The sequence below is a fragment of the Priestia sp. JV24 genome (assembly GCF_025910025.1).
GTDB classification, from domain to species: domain Bacteria; phylum Bacillota; class Bacilli; order Bacillales; family Bacillaceae_H; genus Priestia; species Priestia megaterium.
On the sequence record NZ_JAPCIN010000023.1, the window covers coordinates 324,570 to 348,278 of the forward strand.

Consider the following 23,709-nt stretch of genomic DNA (forward strand, 5'->3'; position numbering starts at 1 on the left):
TACATACATCCTTTTCTTATTGATTAACAAAATAAATCCAATGAAATAATGATCCGCATACTTTGCCTAGTACAATGGCCATTAACAATAAAATAAGCTTGCCTTCCATTCCTATTCGTTTCGTTAACGTCGGCAATACATTAAGCACTTCTGTTAACGCTGCTGCCAGCATCCCAATAAAAATACCGCTGGTTAAACCTATGATCATAATAAGCAACCCCGGAAACTGCCACGTGTATTGATGAAGACTGCACCATCCGCCTGTAACAGCACCACCTACGACTCCCCACTCATATGCTTGAATGTATTTCATGGTTTTAGTCAGCTGCATTAAACGCGGGATGATGCCCAGCACCGTTAAAAATGCTACAAACCCAGCACCTGCAGCCAGTCCTCCCGCAAGTCCAATTACAATGGTCATCACAATGTTAATGATCATCAATTTTTTTCATACTTTCTTTATTCTCGTGCATAATGACGTATTGATCTAAGTCTTGCTGGTAATTAAACATTTCGACTTCGAGAGGACTAGGCTCTTCATTAATTCGTTTTCTAAAGACATGGTTAAAAAACAGAATCATTCCCAGGCCTAAACCGATAGAGTAAGGCACTTGAATCAGCAAAGGCTGCTTATCTCTCAGACCGGTCAGCATGTAAAACAATTTTTGATGTACTTGTCTCATGCTCACATCTTCGTGAAAGTTCATAATTGCCAAAGCAGCTCCGATGAAGAGAAGAAACCAAACAGCTAGAAAAAACAAAAAGGAATATTGTTTCTTTTTATACATGACCTCTACAATCGTTTGAGCGGGTCCAATCGTCTGAATGTCTAAATGCGGATACCGAGAGGCAACTTTTTCAATTACCTTCATTAAATCAACAATGATAATATTTCGATCACTCATACTTACTTGATATACAACTAGCTTTTCAATTTGCTTTTGAACAGAATCTCCTGCTATAACCATTGCTAATTGTCCAATATTTACAGCTTCATCAGGTTTTACTTGAATACGATGTCTCATTTTAAGATAAAGAACGTTTTCCATTCATATCACACCTTACGATTCATTATCTCCCTGTACGTGTAGTATGGATTTTCTTAAATTTTCTAATTCACGTTTCTGAACAGACCATTAATTACCAAATAAAAAAGCAATCCGTTTCACTATTCTTCTTTGAATAGCAAAACGGATTGCTTCTTAAGTATTACGTATCATTCATATGCAGCTTCATTTGTTTTAAGATTTTCTTCTCAAGCCTCGATACCTGAACTTGAGAAATTCCCAGCCTTGCGGCCACTTCGGACTGAGTTTGATCTTTGTAATACCTCAAATAGACAATGAGCTTTTCACGCTCATCAAGTTCTTCAATTGCTTCTTTTAAGGCAATTTTATCAAACCACTTCGCTTCCGTATGATCAGCAATTTGGTCAAGAAGGGTAATTGGATCTCCATCATTTTCATAGACGGTCTCGTGAATAGACGAAGGAGCACGATTAGCTTCTTGAGCTAGCACTACTTCTTCAGGAGTGAGATCCAAATGTTCTGCAACCTCAGCGACTGTAGGGACGCGTCCAAGTAATTTGGAAAGCTCGTCTTTTGCCTTACGTATTTTATTGCTCATTTCTTTCAGAGAACGGCTAACCTTTACCGTGCCATCATCACGAATAAATCGCTGAATTTCACCAATAATCATTGGAACAGCATATGTTGAAAATTTAACATCATACGATAAGTCAAATTTATCAACGGACTTTAATAGCCCTATGCACCCAATTTGAAATAAATCATCGGGCTCATAACCACGGTTAATAAAACGTTGAACAACCGACCAAACGAGCCGCATATTTTTTTGGACGATTGTATCTCGTGCAATTTGATCACCTTGCTGACTGCGCTTGATGAGGTCTTTAACTTCATGATCCTTTAAATACGGTTCGTTTTTATTTTTTTTGACCTCCACATCCATTGGCAAGTCTCCTTAATTACATAGCGCTTTACTATTTGTTAAGTGCTTTTTTAAATATAAGGTCGTACCTTCTAATACAGTAGACTCCACTCGAATTTCGTCCATAAAGTTTTCCATTATGGTGAAACCCATTCCAGAACGTTCTAGATCTGGTTTGGTTGTGTATAAAGGCTGCTTGGCTTCATCCACGTTATCGATACCAATTCCTTCATCACGAATCATCAGCTCGACTACACCGTCTTCATGAAGCGTCACAGAAATATATACCACACCATCCGGATTGCTTTCGTAGCCGTGAATAATAGCATTTGTTACTGCTTCAGATACGACTGTTTTAATTTCTGTTAACTCATCCATTGTTGGATCTAACTGCGTAATAAATGATGCTACCGTGACGCGGGCAAACGATTCATTTTGACTAAGCGCGGAAAATTGGAGGTTCATTTGATTTTTCATTATGCCACCCCCAATTTTTGAAGCGCGTTTTCTTCATTAGGTTCAAAACGAATAATTTTAAATAAGCCTGACATATTAAACAAACGTTCTACGGCGGGAGAAATAGCGCATACAACCATTTCCCCGCCGTTATTATGAACCTGTTTGTATCTCCCTAAAATAACCCCCAAGCCAGAGCTGTCCATAAAGGTTAAATGCTGTAAATTTAAAATCAAATGGCTGATAGATTCCTTCTCTATCGCTTCGGTGATCTTGCTTCTTAGCTCTTCTGCCGTATGATGATCTAATTCTCCTGTTAATCGAACCAACAAGACATCTTGTTTGAATTCCAATTCAATCGAAAGACTCACTATACAAACCTCCTCGGAAATCTTATAGTCAGTCTTTCGCTGCCGACAGAATAGAATCCTTCTCACCGACAAAACTAGTTCTATTTCGTCACATTTAGCTGTTTACGATGTTTGAGAGAAAATAGAGAATGTACGTTTGAATATCTTCCACCAAGAAGCAGCATCAATATCTTCTTTTGCAAGAAGCGGTGAAGAACTAACTACTTTGTTATCCTTCTTAATGGTCAACATTCCAATTTTGTCGCCTTTTTGAATAGGCGCATTTAGCTTCTCGTTCATTTTCACTTCTGTTTTAACGTCTTTGGCTGCATTTCCTTTTTTCAATAAAACCGAAATAGGCTCGGACGTAACAGCTGTTACCTGATCTTCGCTACCCTTGTTTACATCTATCTTGGTAATAACGTCTCCTTTTTTGTATAAAGGCTTCGTTGTATATTGACTGAATGCGTAGTCTAACATTTTGGTTACTTGATTATTGCGATCTTTTGGCGTGCTTGCACCGAATACAACCGCTAACACACGCATATTTCCCTTTTTAGCGGTAGCTGTCAGGCAATACTTAGCTTGACCTGTAAATCCGGTTTTGAGTCCATCAACGCCGGGATAAAACTTTACTAAGCGATTTGTATTTACTAACCAAAACTTCTTATCTGTATCCGTGCGCAAATAAGCTTCGTATTTACTTGTATAGTTAATAATTTTTTCATACTTTAGCAGCTCTCTGCCCATCATGGCCATATCATGAGCTGTACTATAGTGATTTTCTACGGGCAGGCCTGTCGGATTTTGAAATTTTGTATGAGTCAAACCAAGCTCTTTCGCTTTTTGGTTCATCTTTGCTACAAATTTTTCTTCTGATCCAGCTAAATATTCAGCCATTGCCATAGAAGCATCGTTACCGGAACCTATCGCAATCCCTTTCAGCAAATCATTTACCGTCATTTCTTCTCCGGGCTCTAAAAAGATTTGTGAGCCTCCCATTGAAGCGGCATATTCACTTGCCCGCACTTTATCTTTTAAGGTAATTTTCCCTTTATCCAAAGCCTCCATAATTAAAATCATTGTCATAATTTTAGTCATACTGGCAGGGGGAAGTTCTTGATTACTATTTTTTTCGTATAGAATTTTTCCTGTATCCCGTTCAATTAAAATAGCTGACCTAGCACTGTCAGCAAGCTCGGAATTCTTTTTTTCTGCGGCTAAAACAGGTTGCGTCATAAGTGGAAATAAAAATATGACAACGAGTAACTTTACAATAGTTCGCTTCATCTCCACAAACCTCCATTCTTTATACAACCTATTTTTTCCAAGGTATAATCGATTTATACTAAGGGAAATAAAAAAAGCATCGAGAAATTCTCGATGCTTGAAGTCATATTTTCTTCTTATTTTTGATAAGCTGGAAGCTGCTTTACTACTTCTTTTACAAGCGATAAAAACTGCTGTTTTACTTTTTCAGTCGTTTCAATTACTTCTTCATGATTTAACGGCTGATCTAAAATACCAGCTGCCATATTAGAAATACAAGAAATACCTAGCACTTTCATACCTGCATGGCGTGCCACAATAACTTCTGGCACTGTAGACATACCGACCGCGTCTCCCCCGATAATGCGAAGCATACGCACTTCAGCAGGCGTTTCATATGTTGGACCTGTATTTCCTACATATACACCTTCTTGTAAGGCGATATTTAAATCAGCTCCTACTTTCTTCACTAATTGACGAAGATCCTTGCAGTAAGCAGTTGACATATCCGGGAACCTTACTCCGAAATCAGAGTCATTAGGTCCAATCAAAGGATTGGTTCCAAAATTATTAATATGATCAGAAATAATCATTAAGTCTCCTGGATTAAAGGATTCGTTTACTCCGCCCGCTGCATTCGTTACAATCAACGTTTCTACACCGATTTCTTTCATTACGCGCACTGGAAATGTTACTTTATCAAGAGCGTACCCTTCATAAAAGTGAAAACGTCCTTGCATAGCTACAACTGGTACGTCATGAATAGTACCTATTACTAATTGGCCTGCGTGACCTTCAACTGTTGAAACCGGGAACTCAGGAATGTCGTTATACGGAATTTTTACCGCGCCTTCAATTTCGTCAGCTAATACCCCTAGTCCAGAACCTAAAATAAGCCCAATTGTTGGTGTAACAGCTGATTGATTTTTAATATATGCTGCTGCTTTTTCAATATATTCTTTTTTCATACTCCATTCCCCCTGCTTAATTCAACTCTTTTAAAAAACTTTTTCCATGTTTAGGCATTGCTACGCCAAAATTTTCTGCTACCGTTGCGCCAATATCCGCAAACGTTTGACGAATAGAAAGTTCTTTTCCTTCTTGCATGCCTTTATTGTACACAAGAAGCGGCACGTATTCACGCGTATGGTCTGTCCCATGATGAACAGGGTCATTTCCATGATCCGCTGTAATAATCAATAAATCATCTTCTTTTAATAAATCAAATACTTCTTCTAAGCGTGCATCATATTCTTCAAGTGCTTGCCCATATCCTTGTGGATCGCGGCGATGACCATAGAGAGCATCAAAATCAACTAAATTTAAGAAGCTTAAGCCTGTGAAGTCCATGTTTAATGTATCAACTAGCTTATCCATGCCGTCCATATTCGATTTGGTACGAAGAGATTTTGTTACCCCTTCTCCGTCGTAAATATCAGAAATTTTACCGATAGCAATAACATCGATGTCATTGTCTTTTAATTCATTCATTACAGTACGTCCAAAAGGCTTTAATGCATAATCATGACGATTGGATGTACGTGTAAAATTACCTGGTTCACCTAAAAACGGGCGAGCGATAACACGTCCAATCATATATGGATCATCAAGCGTTAATTCACGAGCAATCTCACAAATTTTGTACAATTCATCAATTGGAACAATTTCTTCATGAGCAGCAATTTGCAAAACAGAATCTGCTGATGTATAGACGATTAAGTCACCTGTTTCCATATGCTGTTTTCCTAGCTCATCCAAAATTTCTGTACCAGACGCTGGTTTGTTCCCAATGATTTTTCGACCTGTTTTTTCTTCTAATTGTGAAATCAGCTCTTCTGGAAATCCATCTGGAAATACATTAAAAGGCGTATCAATATTAAGGCCCATAATTTCCCAATGACCTGTCATTGTATCTTTTCCTGCAGAAGCTTCCTGCATTTTTGTATAGTAAGCCAACGGTTTTTCGGCTTTATCAATTCCTTTAATTTCACGGATATTGCTTAGGCCAAGCTTAGCCATATTAGGCATACGAAGACCGTTGCAGTGCTCTGCAATATGACCAAACGTATCAGCACCTTTATCATTGTATTTTTCAGCATCCGGTGATTCACCGATACCCACTGAATCCATGACAATTAAAAATACGCGTTTATATGTATGCGCCATTTTATTCCCTCCAAATATCAATTTATTTATTCTCTATAAAATTCCCGTTTGGAAATAATTTAACCATCTTCTCTTATTGGTCAGAAGTCTGACCTCTCTATTAGTATAGACGCTTTTTATTTTTTTGTACACATGAATGAAAGTGTTTTCAATCAAAAAAACCAATGTCTATGAACTCATTGGACATTGGAATCTTCCTACGCTCGCGGATGAAACTGATTGTATACATCTTTTAAACGTGCTTTTGTAACATGTGTATAAATTTGAGTGGTCGAAATATCCGCATGCCCGAGCATTTCTTGAACGGCCCTCAAGTCCGCGCCGTTCTCTAACAAATGAGTAGCAAACGAATGCCGTAACGTATGTGGAGTTAATTCTTTTTCAATTTTTGCTTCAGAAGCTAACTTTTTTAATATTTTCCAAAACCCCTGCCTTGTTAAACGCCTTCCGTGATGATTAACAAAGAGTGCTTTGTCCTGTTCCTTTTGCTTTGTTAAAACACTCCGGCTATGCTGTAAATACTCTTCGATAGCCTCCGTTGCCAACCTTCCGATGGGGACAATTCTTTCTTTATTTCCTTTTCCGATACAACGAATAAATCCCATCGTCAAATGTGCATCATCAATATTTAAGTTAACGAGTTCAGACACACGAATTCCAGTAGCATAAAGCAACTCAAACATCGCTTTGTCTCGTATGCCAAAAGGCGTCGAAGTATCAAACACATTTAACAGCGCCTCTACTTCTTCTGCATTTAGCACTTTTGGCAGCTTGCGCTCAAGCTGCGGGGTATCAATATGAACGGATGGATCTGTATCCGCTGCTTTTTCTCTTAGTAAGAATTGATGAAAAGATCTAGTTGAAGCCACATGTCTCGCAATCGTTTTAGATGACTTTTGCTGATCACTTAAATATTTCAGAAAATTAACGATGTGAAGTCTTGTTACTTCATTAAATGATTTCAGCTGCTCTACATGCTCTAAATATTGAGCATACTTTTTTAAATCTCTTTCATACGAATCAATTGTATTTTTCGCTAGTCCCCGCTCTACTACTAAATAATGAATAAAATCTTGAATTTGATCATTCAATAGCCTCTACTCCCCGTTTTGATAAAACATAAATAAACGCTCTAGCCACGTCTGATCTTTGTTCACACTTGCTTGCATGACCTTAACTGCTGAACCCGACGGCTCATCATAACGTTTATAATTTTGATACTCTTGAGATACCCATATCATTCCAAAATAAAACAAAAGAGTAAACCCGGTAAATAAGATAAATACTTTACATGTATTATATACCATTTCAGCCCATGATTTCATGAAACAATTCCTCCAATTTTTGATTCTATTAGAAGATATGCCAATTAGGACAGGTTTTATACATGTTTCTTGCCTTTATACACTGAGTTCTCTCCTGATGATTTCCTTTCTTTCTATAAAACCATGTAGCTTATAAACTCGTTATTTTTTATTTATGTACAACAAAAAACCTTCTCCATTAGGGAAAAGGCTTTTACTGCTTGTCTTCTTTATCCTGACAGCGATGGCAAATGCCATGAAATGTCAAGCGGTGATCTTTAATTTTAAAATTCCATTGCTTTTCCACAATTTCTTCAACGTCTTCAAGCAAATCTTCTTGAATTTCGTCCACAGATCCACATTCCATACACACAAGGTGATGATGAAAGTGTGCGGCTCCTTCTTGTCTTAAATCGTAGCGAGAAACGCCATCGCCAAAGTTTATTTTATCAACAATTTTAAGTTCAGTTAACAATTCTAACGTACGATAAACAGTTGCCAATCCAATTTCCGGAGACTTTTCCTTGACGAGGAGATATACATCTTCGGCACTTAAATGATCCTCTTCATGTTCAAGAAGTACTCTTACAGTCGCCTCACGTTGAGGTGTCAATTTATAGCTAGCTGAGTGCAACTGCTGCTTAATTCGCTCAATTCGACTTTCCATAATTATTCCCTCCCTCGCCATTCACTAATCCATTATATCAGATGTGTCGAGGGTGTCAAAATAAAGTTATTATTAATAAGAAAAAAGAATTCTTTTTACTTAATACTTATTCTTACTTATTTAATAGAGCCATTACACTTTTCATTAAAGTAGGTGATACGTAAGCTTCAATTGTAGCTGCACAGGCAACCAAACATATCATAGCAATCATGGTTCCGCTGTAGCGTAAAAATGAGGCGGAAATAGGCTCCGCTGCTTTTTTAAAAAACTGCTGCCGCACAAGCTTCAAAGAAAAGGCAACTGAAGCTGCAGACAAGATCAGAAATGCCGGTATGAGAAAGATATTTTGCGGCATAACAGATACAAAAGATAGCGCAAAACCAGAGAGTCCCATTTGATTGACTAAAAAGCCTACGGTAAAACCAATCACCATTCCTTTTAAAAACAGCAGAATTAACACTACAGGCAAACCAATAATGGCGATTCCTAATATCCAAATGAGCCCTAAGTATTTAACATTATGAAAAAAACTTTGCTGAAACATTTCAACGCTGCTTGCTACTTCTCCACTCTTTACCTGTCCGAAAAACCGGTTTAAATAGAAGTACAGGTCTTCTTTTTGATCAAGCGTCAAACTATTTACAACAATAGCCCCAAAAATGATTCCCATTAAAAACAGCACGGTCACAAACAAATAAATAGAACTGTTTTCTTGAAAATGTCTTGCATACGATAATGGCAATTGTTTTTTTCTCATCGTCTTCCTCCTATTAATCGCTTAATAGAGTGTATGATAGAGTACAAAAACTATGCCAAGAATCTTTTGAATCTATCAAATAAAAAAAGAGAATGAGACATAATAAAATCAACCCAATCTAAATAAGATCAAATGAGATAGTATGGATGGCTTGTGAAACGGCTGTCGATTTCCATGCAAGGCTTCGCTTTCCGCGGGCCGCCGGTGACCCTCTTCGTCGCGTACGCTTCTGCGGGGTCTCACCTATTCCGCTTTTCCCGCAGGAGTCTTCGCCTTGCCCTCCAATCAACCGCTAGAACCAACTATATAAATGAAATCTACATTCACCATCACCTTAAAAAAATCCGAACGAATTTGATTCTCCATCAAGAATCTCTATTCATCGTTCGGATTTTCCTTCAACTAAAATATGGTTGTCAAACATTTTTTTAGTTAGAGATACACGCATGCCTGTTTTTTCTCACATCAAATGACGTTTCAATGTAAACCTCTAAATTGCTAGATTGCCGTTCGTATGTAAAAGAAAAAACTCTCTTACTCTCCTAATCCGCTTTTTAACTGTAAGTACTGCACAGCATAGGCTGTTTTTGCATCATAAATTTCCTTGTTTTGAATAAGAGTAAGCGCCTCATCTACCGTAACTTCCATCACTTCAACAAATTCATCTTCGTCTAATTCCGCTTTGGTGGTCATCACTTTTAAATCTTCCGCTAAATAAAGGTGCACCAACTCATCCGCAAAACCTGGTGATGTATAAAAAGAAATAATATGGCTAAGCGAATCTGTTGTATAGCCTGTTTCTTCTTCTAACTCACGTTTTGCCGTCACAATCGGCTCTTCTCCTTTTTCTAGCTTGCCGGCTGGAATTTCGACTAAAATACGATCCATCGGCCTGCGATACTGTTTGACCATAACCATTTTATGGTCGCTTGTTAACGCAATGACAGCTACGGCTCCAGGGTGCTTAACTACTTCTCTTGTACTCGTTTTTCCGTTTGGAAGCTCTACTTCTTCTAAGTACAAATCAATCACTCTGCCTCCAAACAGCTTTTCAGAAGACAGCATTTTTTCTGTTAAATGATCCATTTTCTACACCTCGTTCTATTTTTTTGACTCTTACATATATTCTATCATACGAACCTTGGGAGGTAGAAAAAATGAAAGTTTATGTTCACGAGAAGCAAATAATTTTGGTCGGTAAAGCATGGGAAATCCAGCAAAAGTTAAAAGAATACGGCGAACAATTTCAGTATGTCGATGAATGGACGAACGCTATCTCTCAAAATTTTAATTCTTACAAACAAGCAGACTGCAGACACTAATTGTGCTGCAGTTTTCTAATCTTCTTATTTGAGTTTCCCTCTATCATAGCGCTACAATAGATAGAAACAAGTAAAAAATAAGGAGTGACATATATGGAAAAAAGACACTTAGGTACTTCAGACTTGCTTGTCAGTACATTAGGTTTAGGGTGCATGTCTCTTGGAACGGAACAAAAACACGCTGTCAATATGATTGATGAAGCTCTCGAATATGGCATTAATTATTTCGATACAGCAGATTTATATGATTTTGGCTTAAACGAGGAGTTTGTGGGACAAGCCCTAAAAAAACGCAGAAATGATATTATTTTAGCCACAAAAGTGGGGAATCGCTGGAATGATGCAAAAGACAGCTGGACATGGGATCCGTCTAAAGCTTATATAAAAGAAGAAGTAAAAGAAAGCCTGCGCCGTCTTCAAACAGATTACATCGATTTATATCAACTGCACGGAGGAACCGTTGAAGACAATATTGAGGAAACGATTGAAGCATTTGAAGAATTAAAACAAGAAGGCGTCATTCGCTACTATGGCATTTCATCTATCCGCCCAAATGTGATTCGAGAGTATGTGCAAAATTCTTCTATTGTTAGCGTCATGATGCAATACAGCTTGTTAGACAGACGCCCTGAAGAAAGTGCACTTCCTCTTTTACATGACAACGGCATTAGCGTTGTAGCCCGAGGTCCAGTAGCCAAAGGGCTGCTAACCGAAAAAGGAGAGCAAAAACTTGCTGCATTCGAGGACAAGGGCTATTTAGATTATAGCGGTACGGAATTAGCAAAAACGCTAGAAGAATTTCGTCACGTACGACCAACTCACTCTCTAAACTCAACTGCACTTCAATACTGTTTAGCTAATCCTGCGGTAGCCTCAGTTGTAGCAGGAGCAAGCTCTTCTTCACAGCTTCGCGAAAACGTCAAAGCTGTCGAGACCTCCCCGCTACAGCCTACTGAAGTTAACAAGCTGCAATCGATCTTTAAAACAAATCAATATGAAGCTCACCGTTAAAAAATAAAAGCGCCTTTACCGGCGCTTTTATTTTTTAAACTCGGACCAGTTCATATCACTTTCATTTAACAGTTCTTCAAACGATTTATTTTTTTCTTTTTCTTTTCGAATTCGAGCAGCTTCTTTACGCTCTGTTTCTTTCTGCTCTTCTTCTTTTAAAGAAAGCGCCTGTTTTTTAGCTTGAAGCTGTTTTAATAAGCTATCATTTAGCTGATCTTTGATACTAAGCTGATCACTTTGTTTTTGTGCTGATTGTTTTTGCTTTTTTTTAGCCATCACAATTCCCCCGCTACTTTAATTGAGAGATATTGTATCATATCCTTGCTTTTGTTACCAAAAATCAAAATGCATCTAGTTTTACATGTTCATCAATGATTAAAGTTGGCTCTGTAGATTGTTGAATATCTTCTACCGTATAACCTTTCGCTACTTCGACAAGTTTTAGGCCTTCTGCCGTAATATCAATGACCGCTCGATCTGTAATAATACGATCTACTACCTCTTTTCCTGTCAGAGGGAGAGTGCACTCATTTAAGATTTTAGGTTGGTCTTTTCTCGTCACATGTTCCATAATGACAATGATGCGCTGCGCTCCATGAACTAAATCCATTGCACCGCCCATTCCTTTAATCATTTTCCCAGGAATCATCCAGTTAGCCAAGTCACCAGTTTTTGAGACTTCCATGCCTCCTAAAATCGCAATATTAATATGCCCTCCGCGAATCATGCCAAACGATTCAGCACTGTCGAAGTAAGAAGCCCCTTTTGTCGCCGTGACGGTTTCTTTACCTGCATTAATTAAATCAGGATCTACTTCTCCTTCTTTCGGATATGGTCCAATGCCTAACAGACCGTTTTCGGACTGAAGCACCACCGTTTTATTATCTGAGATATGATTAGCCACAAGCGTTGGAATACCAATTCCAAGGTTTACATAAAATCCGTCCAAAATTTCTTTTTCAGCACGTTTTGCAATTCGCTCTCTCACGTTCACGCCGTTTTCAATCATGAAAAATCTCTCCCCTTTTGTTATTTTTGAACGGTTAAACGCTCAATACGTTTTTCTTGTTCACCAATAATTAACGATTGAACATATACACTAGGTGTGTGGATAATATTTGGATCAAGTGAGCCTGTTGAATGAAGTTCCTCCACTTCTGCTATCGTCACTTTTCCTGCTGCTGCAATCATTGGGCTGAAATTGCGCGCTGTCTTGTTATACACTAAGTTCCCCATATGATCGGCTTTCCAAGCTCTAACCAAACTAAAATCAGCTTTTAACGCCTCTTCTAGTAAATATTCTTTTCCATCAAACACGCGAACTTCTTTTCCTTCAGCAATGGGTGTTCCCACTCCCGCTGGTGTATAAAATGCAGGTATGCCCGCTCCGCCGGCGCGAATCTTTTCAGCTAGCGTGCCTTGAGGTAGCAATTCTACTTCAATTTCTCCTGACAATACTTGTCTTTCAAACTCTTTATTTTCTCCCACGTAAGAACCAATCATCTTTTTAATTTGTTTGTTTTTCAGAAGCAGTCCAAGTCCCCAGTCGTCTACGCCGCAGTTATTTGAAATTACGGTTAAATCTTTTACCCCTGTTTCAACTAACGCTAAAATCAAATTCTCCGGAATTCCACATAAACCAAAACCACCGACCATAATCGTAGCACCGTCGTGAATATCTTTCACCGCTTCTTTAAACGACGTATGTACTTGTTTCATACATAACCACCCCTTCGTTATTTTTGAAAACGCTTTCTAATCTATTATAAAAGATTTTTATTTCTTTTTAAATATATATATAACTGAAAATTATAATTTAATCATTTTTTTGTCAAAAAAGTTATATTACTAGACAAATTAAAGGAAAAACAAAAACGCCACGAGTTCCAAAGCTGTATGTTTGGAATCTGTGGCGTTGTGATATAGCTTTAATGTTTGTTAAAACTATATCAAATTAAGGACGTTCAACGATTGTTGCAACGCCTTGGCCTCCGCCAATACATAACGTTGCTAACCCAAGTTTTGCGTCGCGTTTTTGCATTTCATGAATAAGTGAAACTAGGACACGTGTACCACTTGCACCAATAGGATGTCCAAGCGCAATTGCTCCACCGTTTACATTTAAAATATCATGATTAAATTGAAGTTCACGATCCACAGCGATTGACTGTGCAGCGAATGCTTCGTTCGCTTCTACTAATTGAACATCTTCTAATGAAACAGCAGCTTTTTCCAGCGCCTTTTTCACTGCGCTTACAGGACCGATTCCCATAATGCTTGGGTCTACTCCGGCAGTTGCATTACTTTTAATTGACACTAATGGTGTTAGGCCTAACTCGTCTGCTTTTTTACGGCTCATTACCACTACTGCCGCTGCACCGTCATTGATACCAGATGCATTACCAGCTGTTACAGAACCGTCTTTTTTGAAGGCAGGACGTAGTTTCCCTAAGCTTTCAGCCGTTGTGCCTGCGCGCGGGAACTCATCTTGTTCAAAAATAGTTACTTGACCTTTTCTTCCAGGCACTTCTACTGGCACGATTTCATCTTTAAAACGACCAGATTGAATAGCTGCTTCTGCTTTTTGCTGACTTGAAGCTGCAAACGCATCTTGTTCGTCACGAGTAATTTCATATTTATCACACAGATTTTCAGCTGTAACGCCCATATGGTAGTCATTAAATGCACACCATAATCCATCTTGAATCATGCTGTCAACTACTTTTTGGTCGCCCATTTTAAACCCGTTGCGTGCATTTTTTAATAAGTATGGTGCTTGGCTCATGTTTTCCATTCCACCAGCAACAATCACATCAGCATCCCCAGCAAGAATCGCTTGTGTAGCGAGATGTACTGCTTTTAGTCCTGATCCGCATACTTTATTGATGGTTAATGCTGAAACAGTTTCAGGTAAACCTGCTGCTAAAGTTGCTTGTCGTGCTGGATTTTGTCCTAAACCTGCTTGTAAGACATTTCCCATAATAACTTCATCTACTTCGTTTGCTGATACCCCTGCTTTGTTTAAAGCTTCTTTAATTACAGTACCACCTAAAGTTGTTGCGGATACATTTTGTAAGCTTCCCCCAAAGCTGCCGATTGCTGTACGTACAGCGCTTACAATGACTACTTCTGTTTGACCCATGTCGAAAACCTCTCCTTACTGTTTGATTACTGTGATTAACTGTCACCTGTATTAATTTCGACATCGCTTGCGAAATTCCTCTTTTTTTGTAAAAATTTATAATTTTTATTGAATTTTAATTTTTTAGAATTAAAATAAATATTAGTAAGCGTTTACAATGTAGGAGGAGAGCGGTTTATGGGATTTCCTGAAAAAGTAACAATTATAGAAGTTGGTCCACGAGATGGCCTTCAAAATGAAAAAAATTTTGTTCCAACTGAAAAAAAAATTAATTTTATCAAAAAATTAAAAGAAGCTGGACTATCCGAAATCGAAATTACATCCTTTGTTTCTCCAAAATGGGTTCCTCAAATGAAAGATGCTTCTACTGTTGCAGATACATTTCAGCCTGATACATGTCGAAACATTGTGCTTGTGCCGAACCAAAAAGGCTTGGAAAAAGCACTGCAAGCTAATTGCCGCTCCGTTGCGCTGTTTATTGGCGTAAGCAATACCTTTAATCAAAAAAATATTAACAAAAACACCAAAGAAGCTGTACAAACGCTGCTTCCTCTCATTCAGCAGCTCAAGCAGCAAGAATGTTTTATTCGAACTTGCATTTCCACCGCCTTTTATTGCCCGTATGAAGGAAAAATACATGAACGCGACGTGCTGGCCCTTTGCGAAAGCTTTGTGAAGGCTGGAGTGAATGAGCTAAGCGTTGCTGATACAATTGGCATGGCAAACCCTAAAGATGTATTTTCACTTTTCTCGAAATTAAAACAAAACTTTCCCCACACGCTACTTGCTGCGCACTTTCACGATACGAGAGGATTAGCCATTGCAAATATCTATGCAGCTCTGCAAGCCGGTATTAACAGGTTCGATTCATCCGCTGGGGGGTTAGGTGGATGTCCATTCGCTAAGGGAGCAACGGGAAACGTAGCTACGGAAGATCTCGTCTTTATGCTTCATGAAATGGATATTTCCACTTCTATTAATGAAGAAAAGCTGCTCGAAGCGGTCGCTTTTATCGCTCCTCACATTTCAAGACCGATTGAAAGCAAGCAATACTCTTTATTTGCACAGCGTTAAAAATTAGGTTTTTATGAGAGCGATGCTATAATAAATAATAGCTATATTAACAAAAGGAGCCGCTAATCATGAAAAAATGGCTATTATTAATAGGAAGTGTTTTCGGAGCATTTGCCGCTCTTGGCATCTTTTTTACAAATCAAATGATGTACATCCGTAAAAAGACCGACAAAGTTATTATTGACCGCGATACGGAAGATGGCTTTTATGATGAGAAAGTCTATAGCACTCTTCCTAAAGAAGCATTTGTGCTTCCTTCTTCTCTAGGCTATAACATAGCTGGGACCGTTATTAAACAATACGAAAACAACCGATTTATGATTCTTTCGCACGGAGTTACAGTTCATTCACTGAACTCTATGAAATATGCTCGGCTTTTTCTAAAGCTTGGATGGAACGTCGTTCTTTATGATCATCGCCGCCACGGCAAGTCTGAAGGGAAAACAACGAGCTACGGCTATTATGAAAAACTGGACCTTCAATCCGTTGTTCACTGGGTAAAAGAACAATTCGGTTCAACTATTTCCCTCGGGATTCACGGGGAATCTATGGGAGCTGCGACCACTCTTTTGTATGCTGGAATGGAAGACGGAGCTGATTTTTATATTGTCGACTGCCCTTTTTCTGACTTAGAAGAACTTCTTGCCTATCGCTTAAAACAAGATTTCCACTTACCAAAACAGCTTGTGATGCCAGCAGCTAATATTATTTTAAAATGGCGAGAAGGCTACTCATTTAAAGACGTATCACCTATTTCAGTCGTAGATCAAATCAAACATCCTGTTCTGTTTATCCATAGTAAAGAAGATGACTATATTCTTCCTAAAATGACGGAGCAGCTGCATGCCAAAAAAATGGGAGCAAAACGGATGTATTTAGCACCTGTAGGCACTCATGCCCGCTCGTATGCTGATAATCCAGAGGAATATGAACAAGTTATTGAATCATTTTTAGAAAAAATACAAAAAGAAGCGCTTTAAAGCGCTTCTTTTGTTTTATCGATAAATGACATGCGCGGATTTAAAATTTGAGAAGGACATTTTAGCATAAACGCATAGGCACTTTCATTGTAGTCAATCGTCATATTATCATCTAAAAATACTTGCTTTGTTTTTTCGACAAGAACAGGAACAAAATTCGTCTCAATGATTACATCATCGCTCTCTTTTTCATCAACAATCCATAGCGTCGTTACACCGCTCACAACACAGCCGCATCCATCTGTATCGTATTTTAATTTTAAATATAGTGAAGAATCTTTCCCGTACTTTTCTTGTACTTTTGCTATCGCTTTATCAGTAAAGGTAATATTCATTTTCCTTTAACTCCTTTTAAACTAATTGTATAAACAAACGAAAATTGCTTATATAATGAGTATAATACACATCTCGCTTTCATTAAACTCTGGCGCTTCATATAGATGTGTACAAAAAGGAGGTTTTTTTATGTCAAAAGTACAAATTAAAGTAATGGATAACGGCTCTTTCCGTGTCACTGGAGACGTTGAATTAATTGATGCAGACGGCAACAAATTTGAAACAAAGCCGACATTTTCACTATGCCGATGTGGCCAGTCGCAAAAGATGCCCTTTTGCGACGGAAATCATAAAGGAAAATTTGACTCTTGTGTGCGCGCTGCAAAAATTTTAGACGAGCAGTAGATTCATAGAAATACAGCCTTACTGAACGAAACCATTAACGAAAAACATTGATAACCTGTGGTTAAAGCACAGGTTATTTTCTATTAAACGCATCCCCTGCCAATTTCTCTACGAGCCCCGGGGCAAGCTGATACATCTTCGAGCCTATATTCATCCACTTAGGCAAGTTGACTTCTCGTTTTGGCTTCCCAATAATATTGACCGTTTTTTCAGCTACGTATTGAGGGGTTAACATAAACTTTTCTACACTTTTTTCATAGTTTCCTGATTGATCTGCTATTGAAAAGAAGTTGGTTTGAATAGGACCTGGATTCACTGCCGTTACATAGATATCTGTTTTCGCTAATTCCATTCGCAGGCTGTTGGTAAACCCTAGCACGGCATGTTTAGAAGCTGAATAGCCACTGGATTTAGGTGTCGCAAGTTTGCCTGCTTGAGAAGCAATGTTAATAATATGTCCTTTGTTTTCTTTTAGCATATAAGCTAAAATTTCTTGTGTACATGCAATCAATCCAATAACATTGACTTGAAACATTGAGGCAATTGTCTTAATCGATGCTTCTTTCACTTCTTCAAATACACCAAAGCCTGCATTATTAATCAGGACATCAACACGCTTAATTTCACTCATCATTTTCTGAACGACTCTATTGACTTCCTCTACGTTCGCTACGTCAGCTTTGTATATGTAAGAGGTAATCCCATATTTTTGACTAATTTGCTCGGCTACTCGGTGCAGCTTTTCTTCTGTACGTGCAAGTAAAACGGGGACGCCCCCTCTTTTGGCCACTTCATAAGCTAAATGCTCTCCAAGACCTCCTGAAGCGCCTGTAATCACGACATGTTGGTTCTTTAACGAGGATTTCAAATATAACACACCTTTTTTATAAGTTAAGAGCACACAGAATAAATAAGCGTACTTTCTTTTTCATGTGTACTGATTTTATTGGCATCTTCTAAAAAATCGAGCTGACCAATTGTTTCAGAAAGAGTTAGCCCTAGTTCTTTTTCATAAATAGTAGGAAAGAGCTGTTTGCAAATATCAAACGCTGTTTGAGGACGTTCTTTTATCATGCCAAGCACTTTATCCGCTCGGTCGCTTTGCTTTTGTAACCGCTCTTGTACAAGTTCGCGAACATGTAACACTTCATCTCCATGACCTGTATAGATACAGTTTATCTCTAAATCAAGCAGACGTCTTAATGAATGATTATATTGAAGAAGCGTTTTAGGTCGCTCGCCGCTTGGTTTCATAGGAGGTTCAATGAGCGGATTAGATGAAATATGCTTTAACAGTAAATCTCCTCCAATCATAACCGCTGTTCTTTCATTGTATAATGCAATATGGCTTTGAGCATGACCTGGTACTTCAAGTACTTTCCAACTCTCTAGGTCCGGAATGTAATCTCCTTCCTGCACAGAAGTTGTAAGAGAACGATGACATGAATACTTCATTGATGCTTTTAAACGTTTTAAATAAGGGCGAAACCTTTCATCTACGCCGGCTTTCATAAAGTGGTCTTCAAAAAACGCATCGTACCACTCAAAAAAATCTGGATTTTGGGAGATCCAAGGCTGATTTTTTGCATGACCGACTATGGCGATATCTTTATGAAAAAAATCAAGCATTCCTACGTGATCAGGATGGTGATGAGTTAGGACAACTTGCTTAATATCATCTGGTTTTAATCCTATTTCATTAAGCTTTTCTTTAAATACAGACCACGCCGCCTCCGTTTTAATACCAGCATCGATTAACGTAACGGTCTGACCTTTTATAACAAAAACATTCACATCTCCTACCGCAAAAGGAGTAGGCAGCACAATTTTATATAATTGCTCATTCATCTGTATTTTTGCTCCTTTACCATCGCATTTTCTTTTAAGTTTACACGATTTTTCCTGTTATTTATACAATTGCATTCGTTTTCTGAAAATTACATTGACATCCTTCTCTTTTTCATTGCATAATGACAGAAATATAGTGAAGTTTTATTCATATCTTTAGATAACTATGCATTTTATAAAGAAGAGATACACAAACACAAACCTTTAACAGATACTGAAATCTCAGTATCTGTTTTCATTGGATAGCAAATGACTGGAGGAACTTTTAATGAAAACGGATTTAAACATCGCCTTTATTGGAGCTGGATCAATGGCTGAAGCTATGATCTCAGGGCTGCTGTCAGATAAAAAGCTTCGCCCCAATCAAATCACCGTAACAAATCATAGCAACGATAAAAGACTTCACGAACTTCGAAACGCCTATGAAATTAACATTACGCGTAATCATGCCTTGTTAATCGAAAAAAGCGATATCGTCGTGCTTGCTATTAAACCAAAAGACGTAGCGGAAAGCATTGATACGATTAAGTCCTATATTCGTCCGCACCACCTCGTTCTCTCTGTTTTAGCAGGTGTATCGACTGCCACAATTGTAAACTTGTTTGACCAAGAAGTAGCGGTTGTAAGAGCTATGCCAAATACATCGGCCTCTATTGGATTATCGGCTACAGCCATTGCACCCGGCAAGTTTGCTACAGCAGAGCATATGAACGTTACTACTGCTTTATTTGAAACGATTGGTACGGTTACAACTGTAGAGGAAGAGCAGCTTCACGCTGTAACAGGACTATCTGGAAGCGGCCCAGCGTATGTCTACTATCTAGTAGAAGCAATGGAAAAAGCAGCTGAAAAACAAGGCTTGGATACGTCAGTGTCAAATGAACTAATTCTTCAAACTCTTATCGGTGCTGCAGAAATGCTGAAACAGTCACCTAAAACGCCAGCCGTACTTCGAAAAGAAGTGATGAGTCCGGGCGGCACAACAGAAGCAGGAATCGAACAGCTTATTTCTCATAACTTCCAAGAAGCCATGATGCAGTGTATTGAACAAGCTACAATTCGCTCCAAATATTTAGGAGATACGATTGACGAAAAAATCTCGAGTAAACGTTCGTAAAGGTTCACCTCTTTCTAAAAAAAGAAAGAGGTTTTTTTATGATTAAAAATGGATAAGCAGATTATGTGAAAGAAAATTCAATGCGGTGATATAATAACTTTTGTTTAGAGTATCGAAATAATTGGAGGTTAAACCGAATGACAACAAAACTATTTTCACCTTATACAGTGAAAGATGTAACATTAAAAAACCGAATTGTGATGTCACCAATGTGTATGTATTCATGCGAAAAGGAAGACGGCGTAATAACTGACTTTCATATGGTTCACTACACAACTCGTGCGGTTGGACAAGTAGGTCTCATTATGGTTGAAGCCTCAGCTGTCGTGCCACAAGGTCGTATTTCAGCTCAAGACTTGGGAATTTGGAATGATGAGCAAAGAGATGGATTAACGAAACTTGTGACACAGCTAAAAGAAAACGGTGCAAAAACGGCCATTCAACTTGCACATGCAGGACGTAAAGCAACTGTTGAAGGCGATATTTATGCTCCTTCCGCTATTGCTTTTGATGATAAAAGTAAAAAACCTGTGGAAATGACCACAGAACAAATTCATGAAACGATTTCTGCCTTTAAAGAAAGCGCTCGACGCTCAAAAGAAGCTGGGTTTGATATTATCGAACTTCACGCTGCACACGGTTATTTAGTACATCAATTTCTATCGCCGCTAAGCAATAAACGCAGCGACGAATATGGCGGCAGCGCAGAAAATCGCTATCGTTTCTTAAAGGAAATTATTGAAGCTGTGAAAACAGAGTGGGACGGCCCTTTATTTGTCCGTGTTTCTGCTTCTGACTATACAGAAGGCGGATTAACAGTCGATGATCACGTTGCATTTGCAAAATGGATGAAAGAACAAGGCGTCGACTTAATTGATGTTAGTTCCGGTGCTCTTGTACACGCTCCAATCAACGTATACCCTGGCTATCAAGTGCCGTTTGCAGATAAAATTAAGCAGCAGGCAAATATTGATACAGGCGCAGTTGGATTAATTACAACAGGACGACAAGCAGAAGAGATTTTACAAAGCGAACGCGCTGATTTAATTTTTGTTGCGCGCGAACTTCTGCGTGATCCGTACTTCCCGCGCACGGCGGCAAAAGAACTAAATGAAACAATTTCAGCACCCGTGCAGTACGAACGCGGCTGGTAAAAAAAGACGAGGATACCCTCGTCTTTTTTTATGAAATCGTAAACCGTTTCAAGTCTTCTGCTATGTCGGTATTTGGAAAAATTTCTTTTGCTCCTTCTGCTAGCCGGCTGACTGCGTCTCCTTGGTAACGCGAACTAATATGAGATAAAATAAGACGCTCAGCCGATGCTGTTTTAGCGATTTCAGCGGCTTCTTTTGCAGTAGAATGAAAATAGTTGTAAGCAAGCTCCTCGTCTCCCGCTGAAAAAGTAGCTTCATGGACTAAAACACTTGCATGCATAGCAAGCTGAACACTTTGCATGCACTTTCTTGTATCTCCTAAAACCGTGATGACCTTCCCTTTTTTAGGCTCTCCTAAAAATTCTTGACCATTGATTATACGCCCATCTTTTAATACTACTTCTTTCCCTTCTTTTAACTGCTGATAATGAGGCCCCGGGGGAATATTCATCTCTTTTAAACGTTGAACGTCCAGTGATCCTGGCAAATCTTTTTCGACAACTCGATATCCATAAGATAAAATGCCATGTTCAAGTTTGCCAAACTCCACTGAAAAAGTTTCATCTTCAAAAATCGTTCCACTTTCACTTTCCTCTTCTATTTCAACAATCTCTAGAGGATATTGCAGATGAGTTTGACTTACAGCCAGCGTGACTTCAATAAATTCTTTAATTCCTTTTGGCCCGTATACAGTAAGCAGCGATTCTCCGCCTTGAAACGAACGGCTTCCAAGGAGTCCAGGCAATCCGTAAATATGATCACCGTGAAGGTGCGTAATAAAAATTTTCTCAATTCGCCTCGGTTTAACGGTTGTATGTAAAATTTGATGCTGAGTTGCTTCTCCACAATCAAAAAGCCACACCGCCCCTCTTTCTTGCAAAAGTTCGAGCGCAAGAGATGAAACATTCCGCTGTTTCGCCGGTACTCCTGCACCCGTTCCTAAAAATAACAATTCCATTTTCTACTTCCTCCTTCATACGCACAAAAAGCCTGTAAGTATATTATACAGGCTTTTTGCAAACTTACCTATTTGATGCTGTCAAGCGCATACGTAATAGTAGCTAATAACAGCTCAATATCACTTTCCTCAATGTTGAGAGGCGGCGAGAGCGTGAGAACATTATTATAGCCGGCCACCGTTGCTCCATTTTTCCCAATAATGACTCCTTTGCTTTTGCATTTAGCAACCACTTCATTTACAAGATTAACGTCTAACGGTTCTTTCGTTTGTTTATCAGCTACAAGTTCAATTCCAATTAAAAGCCCTTTACCTCTTACGTCTCCAACGTATGGGTGGCTATCGATAAGCGGCGTTAGCTCACTTAATACGTAAGCTCCGAGCTGTTTAGAACGATCAAAAAGATTTTCTCTCTCCATAATTTCTAAATTCTTTAATGCCAGTGCACATGCAGCCGGGCTTCCTCCAAATGTATTAACATGGCGAAAATACTCGTACTGATCGCTATCTTTGAACGCTTCATAAATTTCTTTTTTAACAGCAGTTGCAGAGAGCGGAAGATATGCGCTTGTAATTCCTTTTGCCATGGTAATGATATCTGGTTTTACATCGTAATTCATAAAACCAAAGGCTTCTCCTGTACGTCCAAAGCCGCAAATAACTTCATCTGCAATTAAAAGTGCACCGTGTTTTTCACACGTTTCTTTTACGCCTTTCATATAATTTTGAGGCGGTAAAAGAATTCCTCCTCCTGTAATAATTGGCTCCATAATAACAGCGGCAATCGTTTCACTTAGCTCCCACGTCATAACATTGTCAATATCTTTTACAGATTGAAGCTGTTCTTTGGGTGCATCGTAGTCATCTTGCCCTCGGTACGAATCAGGCGGGGCAACGTGAATAAAGCCAGGGGCAAGCGGTTCATATTTATATTTACGCTGAGCTTGGCCCGTTGCTGCTAGTGCGCCCATTGAATTTCCGTGATACCCTCGGTAACGCGAAATAAATTTGTAGCGAGAATGCTCTCCTTTTTGCTGATGGTACTGACGCACAATTTTAAAAGCCGTTTCATTTGCTTCAGATCCGCTATTTGAAAAGAAAATAACATAGTCATCACCTAACATTTCATTTAGCTTCTCTGCCAGTTTGATAGCAGGTACGTGAGATTGAGTGAGTGGAAAATAAGCCAGTTCTTTTAGCTGCTCATAGGCTGCGAGCGCTAATTCATCCCGTCCATACCCGGTATTTACACACCAAAGCCCTGCCATTGCATCTAAATAGCGATTTCCTTGTTCATCTGTAATCCAAGCACCTTTTGCTTTTGTAGCTACCATCGTTGCATCCGGACTGTATGGTTTCATTCCATGCCATACATACTGCTCATCTTTTGCACGTAGATCTTTTTCATTTTGACTGACCTGTACCATCTTATCCACTCCCAAATCGCTAGCGCGGTATTTTTTTCTGTATGAAAAGACTTCGACAAAATGCCGAAGCCACTTG

The 23,709-nt window shown here is 38.8% G+C and carries 30 protein-coding genes; 7 read left to right on the top strand and 23 right to left on the bottom strand.

Annotation, left to right across the window (positions count from 1 at the left end; translation table 11 throughout):
* Positions 1–16 precede the first annotated feature (16 nt).
* The 14 genes from OK414_RS22905 to OK414_RS22970 all read right to left on the bottom strand — a co-directional run bounded on the left by OK414_RS22905 (position 17) and on the right by OK414_RS22970 (position 10,005).
* A complete protein-coding gene (locus OK414_RS22905; protein ID WP_016765504.1) occupies positions 17–439 on the bottom strand; it encodes a stage V sporulation protein AB in 423 nt (140 codons plus the stop codon).
* Entirely contained in the window at positions 429–1,049 is a 621-nt protein-coding gene (locus tag OK414_RS22910) for a stage V sporulation protein AA (RefSeq protein WP_016765505.1), read from the bottom strand. The genes OK414_RS22905 and OK414_RS22910 overlap by 11 nt, the downstream gene beginning before the upstream one ends.
* A gap of 160 nt (positions 1,050–1,209) precedes the next feature.
* On the bottom strand, positions 1,210–1,971 hold the full coding sequence (gene sigF / locus OK414_RS22915; RefSeq protein ID WP_013059074.1) for an RNA polymerase sporulation sigma factor SigF: 762 nt from the start codon (positions 1,969–1,971) through the stop codon (positions 1,210–1,212).
* Positions 1,972–1,983: 12 nt separating this feature from the next.
* Complete coding sequence (gene spoIIAB / locus OK414_RS22920) at positions 1,984–2,427, bottom strand: anti-sigma F factor (protein ID WP_013084935.1); 444 nt, start codon at positions 2,425–2,427, stop codon at positions 1,984–1,986.
* The gene (gene spoIIAA, locus OK414_RS22925; protein WP_013084936.1) at positions 2,427–2,777 is read right to left on the bottom strand and encodes an anti-sigma F factor antagonist; all 351 of its coding nucleotides are present in this window, start codon (positions 2,775–2,777) and stop codon (positions 2,427–2,429) included. The genes spoIIAB and spoIIAA overlap by 1 nt, the downstream gene beginning before the upstream one ends.
* A 102-nt stretch (positions 2,778–2,879) precedes the next feature.
* On the bottom strand, positions 2,880–4,046 hold the full coding sequence (locus OK414_RS22930; protein WP_025750447.1) for a D-alanyl-D-alanine carboxypeptidase family protein: 1,167 nt from the start codon (positions 4,044–4,046) through the stop codon (positions 2,880–2,882).
* 116 nt (positions 4,047–4,162) lie between these two features.
* The gene (locus OK414_RS22935; protein ID WP_095378789.1) at positions 4,163–4,993 is read right to left on the bottom strand and encodes a purine-nucleoside phosphorylase; all 831 of its coding nucleotides are present in this window, start codon (positions 4,991–4,993) and stop codon (positions 4,163–4,165) included.
* A 16-nt stretch (positions 4,994–5,009) separates the two neighbouring features.
* Positions 5,010–6,191, bottom strand: coding sequence for a phosphopentomutase (deoB, locus tag OK414_RS22940; RefSeq protein ID WP_013084939.1), 1,182 nt, complete (start codon positions 6,189–6,191; stop codon positions 5,010–5,012).
* Between the two features lie 197 nt (positions 6,192–6,388).
* Positions 6,389–7,282 carry a site-specific tyrosine recombinase XerD gene (gene xerD, locus OK414_RS22945; protein WP_264363546.1) on the bottom strand — a complete coding sequence of 298 codons (894 nt, stop codon included), beginning with the start codon at positions 7,280–7,282 and terminating at the stop codon, positions 6,389–6,391.
* 6 nt (positions 7,283–7,288) lie between these two features.
* Entirely contained in the window at positions 7,289–7,516 is a 228-nt protein-coding gene (locus OK414_RS22950) for a YqzK family protein (protein WP_013059081.1), read from the bottom strand.
* Positions 7,517–7,709: 193 nt separating this feature from the next.
* Positions 7,710–8,162, bottom strand: a complete 453-nt coding sequence (locus OK414_RS22955; RefSeq protein WP_013059082.1) for a Fur family transcriptional regulator — start codon at positions 8,160–8,162, stop codon at positions 7,710–7,712.
* Positions 8,163–8,274: 112 nt separating this feature from the next.
* On the bottom strand, positions 8,275–8,919 hold the full coding sequence (gene spoIIM, locus OK414_RS22960; RefSeq protein WP_013084941.1) for a stage II sporulation protein M: 645 nt from the start codon (positions 8,917–8,919) through the stop codon (positions 8,275–8,277).
* Positions 8,920–9,037: 118 nt separating this feature from the next.
* Positions 9,038–9,208 carry a hypothetical protein gene (locus OK414_RS22965; protein ID WP_162837682.1) on the bottom strand — a complete coding sequence of 57 codons (171 nt, stop codon included), beginning with the start codon at positions 9,206–9,208 and terminating at the stop codon, positions 9,038–9,040.
* A gap of 245 nt (positions 9,209–9,453) precedes the next feature.
* On the bottom strand, positions 9,454–10,005 hold the full coding sequence (locus OK414_RS22970; RefSeq protein ID WP_013059084.1) for an NUDIX hydrolase: 552 nt from the start codon (positions 10,003–10,005) through the stop codon (positions 9,454–9,456).
* 71 nt (positions 10,006–10,076) lie between these two features.
* Here OK414_RS22970 and mciZ point away from each other — a divergent pair, with 71 nt between their 5' ends.
* Together mciZ and OK414_RS22980 are read left to right on the top strand one after the other, a co-directional pair.
* Positions 10,077–10,241, top strand: coding sequence for a Z-ring formation inhibitor MciZ (gene mciZ / locus OK414_RS22975; RefSeq protein ID WP_034649009.1), 165 nt, complete (start codon positions 10,077–10,079; stop codon positions 10,239–10,241).
* A gap of 93 nt (positions 10,242–10,334) precedes the next feature.
* Entirely contained in the window at positions 10,335–11,252 is a 918-nt protein-coding gene (locus OK414_RS22980; RefSeq protein ID WP_263045078.1) for an aldo/keto reductase, read from the top strand.
* Between the two features lie 27 nt (positions 11,253–11,279).
* Here the strand turns inward: OK414_RS22980 and OK414_RS22985 are convergent, their stop codons facing one another.
* The 4 genes from OK414_RS22985 to OK414_RS23000 all read right to left on the bottom strand — a co-directional run bounded on the left by OK414_RS22985 (position 11,280) and on the right by OK414_RS23000 (position 14,394).
* A complete protein-coding gene (locus OK414_RS22985; RefSeq protein WP_034649007.1) occupies positions 11,280–11,528 on the bottom strand; it encodes a YqkE family protein in 249 nt (82 codons plus the stop codon).
* A gap of 64 nt (positions 11,529–11,592) precedes the next feature.
* On the bottom strand, positions 11,593–12,261 hold the full coding sequence (locus OK414_RS22990) for a 3-oxoacid CoA-transferase subunit B (RefSeq protein WP_034649004.1): 669 nt from the start codon (positions 12,259–12,261) through the stop codon (positions 11,593–11,595).
* A gap of 20 nt (positions 12,262–12,281) precedes the next feature.
* Positions 12,282–12,971 (bottom strand): CoA transferase subunit A, encoded by a 690-nt coding sequence (locus OK414_RS22995; RefSeq protein ID WP_013084945.1) that lies wholly within the window; start codon positions 12,969–12,971, stop codon positions 12,282–12,284.
* A 235-nt stretch (positions 12,972–13,206) separates the two neighbouring features.
* Positions 13,207–14,394, bottom strand: a complete 1,188-nt coding sequence (locus OK414_RS23000; RefSeq protein WP_013084946.1) for an acetyl-CoA C-acetyltransferase — start codon at positions 14,392–14,394, stop codon at positions 13,207–13,209.
* Positions 14,395–14,571: 177 nt separating this feature from the next.
* Between OK414_RS23000 and OK414_RS23005 the strand changes: the two genes are divergently transcribed.
* Positions 14,572–15,468 (top strand): hydroxymethylglutaryl-CoA lyase, encoded by an 897-nt coding sequence (locus tag OK414_RS23005; RefSeq protein WP_034649002.1) that lies wholly within the window; start codon positions 14,572–14,574, stop codon positions 15,466–15,468.
* Between the two features lie 68 nt (positions 15,469–15,536).
* A complete protein-coding gene (locus OK414_RS23010) occupies positions 15,537–16,448 on the top strand; it encodes an alpha/beta hydrolase (protein WP_034649000.1) in 912 nt (303 codons plus the stop codon).
* Here OK414_RS23010 and OK414_RS23015 read toward each other — a convergent pair.
* Positions 16,445–16,783 (bottom strand): iron-sulfur cluster biosynthesis family protein, encoded by a 339-nt coding sequence (locus tag OK414_RS23015; RefSeq protein ID WP_013084949.1) that lies wholly within the window; start codon positions 16,781–16,783, stop codon positions 16,445–16,447. The two genes, OK414_RS23010 and OK414_RS23015, sit on opposite strands and share 4 nt — an antisense overlap.
* Positions 16,784–16,913: 130 nt before the next feature.
* Here OK414_RS23015 and OK414_RS23020 point away from each other — a divergent pair, with 130 nt between their 5' ends.
* Positions 16,914–17,129, top strand: a complete 216-nt coding sequence (locus tag OK414_RS23020; protein WP_013059094.1) for a CDGSH iron-sulfur domain-containing protein — start codon at positions 16,914–16,916, stop codon at positions 17,127–17,129.
* 73 nt (positions 17,130–17,202) lie between these two features.
* On the opposite strand, the gene OK414_RS23025 is transcribed toward OK414_RS23020, so the two are convergent.
* Positions 17,203–17,997 carry an SDR family NAD(P)-dependent oxidoreductase gene (locus OK414_RS23025; protein WP_034648997.1) on the bottom strand — a complete coding sequence of 265 codons (795 nt, stop codon included), beginning with the start codon at positions 17,995–17,997 and terminating at the stop codon, positions 17,203–17,205.
* 23 nt (positions 17,998–18,020) lie between these two features.
* Positions 18,021–18,977, bottom strand: coding sequence for an MBL fold metallo-hydrolase (locus OK414_RS23030; protein ID WP_034648994.1), 957 nt, complete (start codon positions 18,975–18,977; stop codon positions 18,021–18,023).
* A 268-nt stretch (positions 18,978–19,245) separates the two neighbouring features.
* Here OK414_RS23030 and proI point away from each other — a divergent pair, with 268 nt between their 5' ends.
* Together proI and namA are read left to right on the top strand one after the other, a co-directional pair.
* Positions 19,246–20,094: a pyrroline-5-carboxylate reductase ProI gene (gene proI, locus OK414_RS23035; RefSeq protein ID WP_013059097.1), complete on the top strand. Its 849-nt coding sequence runs from the start codon at positions 19,246–19,248 to the stop codon at positions 20,092–20,094.
* Positions 20,095–20,231: 137 nt separating this feature from the next.
* Positions 20,232–21,248 carry an NADPH dehydrogenase NamA gene (gene namA, locus OK414_RS23040; protein WP_013084952.1) on the top strand — a complete coding sequence of 339 codons (1,017 nt, stop codon included), beginning with the start codon at positions 20,232–20,234 and terminating at the stop codon, positions 21,246–21,248.
* 28 nt (positions 21,249–21,276) lie between these two features.
* Here namA and rnz read toward each other — a convergent pair whose 3' ends face one another.
* Positions 21,277–22,206 (bottom strand): ribonuclease Z, encoded by a 930-nt coding sequence (gene rnz / locus OK414_RS23045; protein WP_034648991.1) that lies wholly within the window; start codon positions 22,204–22,206, stop codon positions 21,277–21,279.
* 68 nt (positions 22,207–22,274) lie between these two features.
* Positions 22,275–23,633 carry an aspartate aminotransferase family protein gene (locus OK414_RS23050; RefSeq protein ID WP_034648988.1) on the bottom strand — a complete coding sequence of 453 codons (1,359 nt, stop codon included), beginning with the start codon at positions 23,631–23,633 and terminating at the stop codon, positions 22,275–22,277.
* Positions 23,634–23,709: the final 76 nt, after the last annotated feature.

Excerpts from the sequence above, each read along its gene's own strand:
- OK414_RS22905 (WP_016765504.1), bottom strand. The coding sequence starts at position 439 with ATGATCATTAACATTGTGATGACCATTGTAATTGGACTTGCGGGAGGA.
- OK414_RS22980 (WP_263045078.1), top strand. The coding sequence starts at position 10,335 with ATGGAAAAAAGACACTTAGGTACTTCAGACTTGCTTGTCAGTACATTA.
- OK414_RS22935 (WP_095378789.1), bottom strand. The coding sequence starts at position 4,993 with ATGAAAAAAGAATATATTGAAAAAGCAGCAGCATATATTAAAAATCAA.
- deoB (WP_013084939.1), bottom strand. The coding sequence starts at position 6,191 with ATGGCGCATACATATAAACGCGTATTTTTAATTGTCATGGATTCAGTG.
- OK414_RS22970 (WP_013059084.1), bottom strand. The coding sequence starts at position 10,005 with ATGGATCATTTAACAGAAAAAATGCTGTCTTCTGAAAAGCTGTTTGGA.
- OK414_RS23050 (WP_034648988.1), bottom strand. The coding sequence starts at position 23,633 with ATGGTACAGGTCAGTCAAAATGAAAAAGATCTACGTGCAAAAGATGAG.
- OK414_RS23000 (WP_013084946.1), bottom strand. The coding sequence starts at position 14,394 with ATGGGTCAAACAGAAGTAGTCATTGTAAGCGCTGTACGTACAGCAATC.
- OK414_RS23020 (WP_013059094.1), top strand. The coding sequence starts at position 16,914 with ATGTCAAAAGTACAAATTAAAGTAATGGATAACGGCTCTTTCCGTGTC.
- OK414_RS22985 (WP_034649007.1), bottom strand. The coding sequence starts at position 11,528 with ATGGCTAAAAAAAAGCAAAAACAATCAGCACAAAAACAAAGTGATCAG.
- rnz (WP_034648991.1), bottom strand. The coding sequence starts at position 22,206 with ATGGAATTGTTATTTTTAGGAACGGGTGCAGGAGTACCGGCGAAACAG.
- OK414_RS23005 (WP_034649002.1), top strand. The coding sequence starts at position 14,572 with ATGGGATTTCCTGAAAAAGTAACAATTATAGAAGTTGGTCCACGAGAT.
- spoIIAB (WP_013084935.1), bottom strand. The coding sequence starts at position 2,427 with ATGAAAAATCAAATGAACCTCCAATTTTCCGCGCTTAGTCAAAATGAA.
- OK414_RS22995 (WP_013084945.1), bottom strand. The coding sequence starts at position 12,971 with ATGAAACAAGTACATACGTCGTTTAAAGAAGCGGTGAAAGATATTCAC.
- OK414_RS22990 (WP_034649004.1), bottom strand. The coding sequence starts at position 12,261 with ATGATTGAAAACGGCGTGAACGTGAGAGAGCGAATTGCAAAACGTGCT.
- OK414_RS22910 (WP_016765505.1), bottom strand. The coding sequence starts at position 1,049 with ATGGAAAACGTTCTTTATCTTAAAATGAGACATCGTATTCAAGTAAAA.
- proI (WP_013059097.1), top strand. The coding sequence starts at position 19,246 with ATGAAAACGGATTTAAACATCGCCTTTATTGGAGCTGGATCAATGGCT.
- OK414_RS22930 (WP_025750447.1), bottom strand. The coding sequence starts at position 4,046 with ATGAAGCGAACTATTGTAAAGTTACTCGTTGTCATATTTTTATTTCCA.
- mciZ (WP_034649009.1), top strand. The coding sequence starts at position 10,077 with ATGAAAGTTTATGTTCACGAGAAGCAAATAATTTTGGTCGGTAAAGCA.
- OK414_RS23030 (WP_034648994.1), bottom strand. The coding sequence starts at position 18,977 with ATGAATGAGCAATTATATAAAATTGTGCTGCCTACTCCTTTTGCGGTA.
- OK414_RS23015 (WP_013084949.1), bottom strand. The coding sequence starts at position 16,783 with ATGAATATTACCTTTACTGATAAAGCGATAGCAAAAGTACAAGAAAAG.
- OK414_RS22955 (WP_013059082.1), bottom strand. The coding sequence starts at position 8,162 with ATGGAAAGTCGAATTGAGCGAATTAAGCAGCAGTTGCACTCAGCTAGC.
- namA (WP_013084952.1), top strand. The coding sequence starts at position 20,232 with ATGACAACAAAACTATTTTCACCTTATACAGTGAAAGATGTAACATTA.
- OK414_RS22950 (WP_013059081.1), bottom strand. The coding sequence starts at position 7,516 with ATGAAATCATGGGCTGAAATGGTATATAATACATGTAAAGTATTTATC.
- spoIIM (WP_013084941.1), bottom strand. The coding sequence starts at position 8,919 with ATGAGAAAAAAACAATTGCCATTATCGTATGCAAGACATTTTCAAGAA.
- OK414_RS23010 (WP_034649000.1), top strand. The coding sequence starts at position 15,537 with ATGAAAAAATGGCTATTATTAATAGGAAGTGTTTTCGGAGCATTTGCC.
- sigF (WP_013059074.1), bottom strand. The coding sequence starts at position 1,971 with ATGGATGTGGAGGTCAAAAAAAATAAAAACGAACCGTATTTAAAGGAT.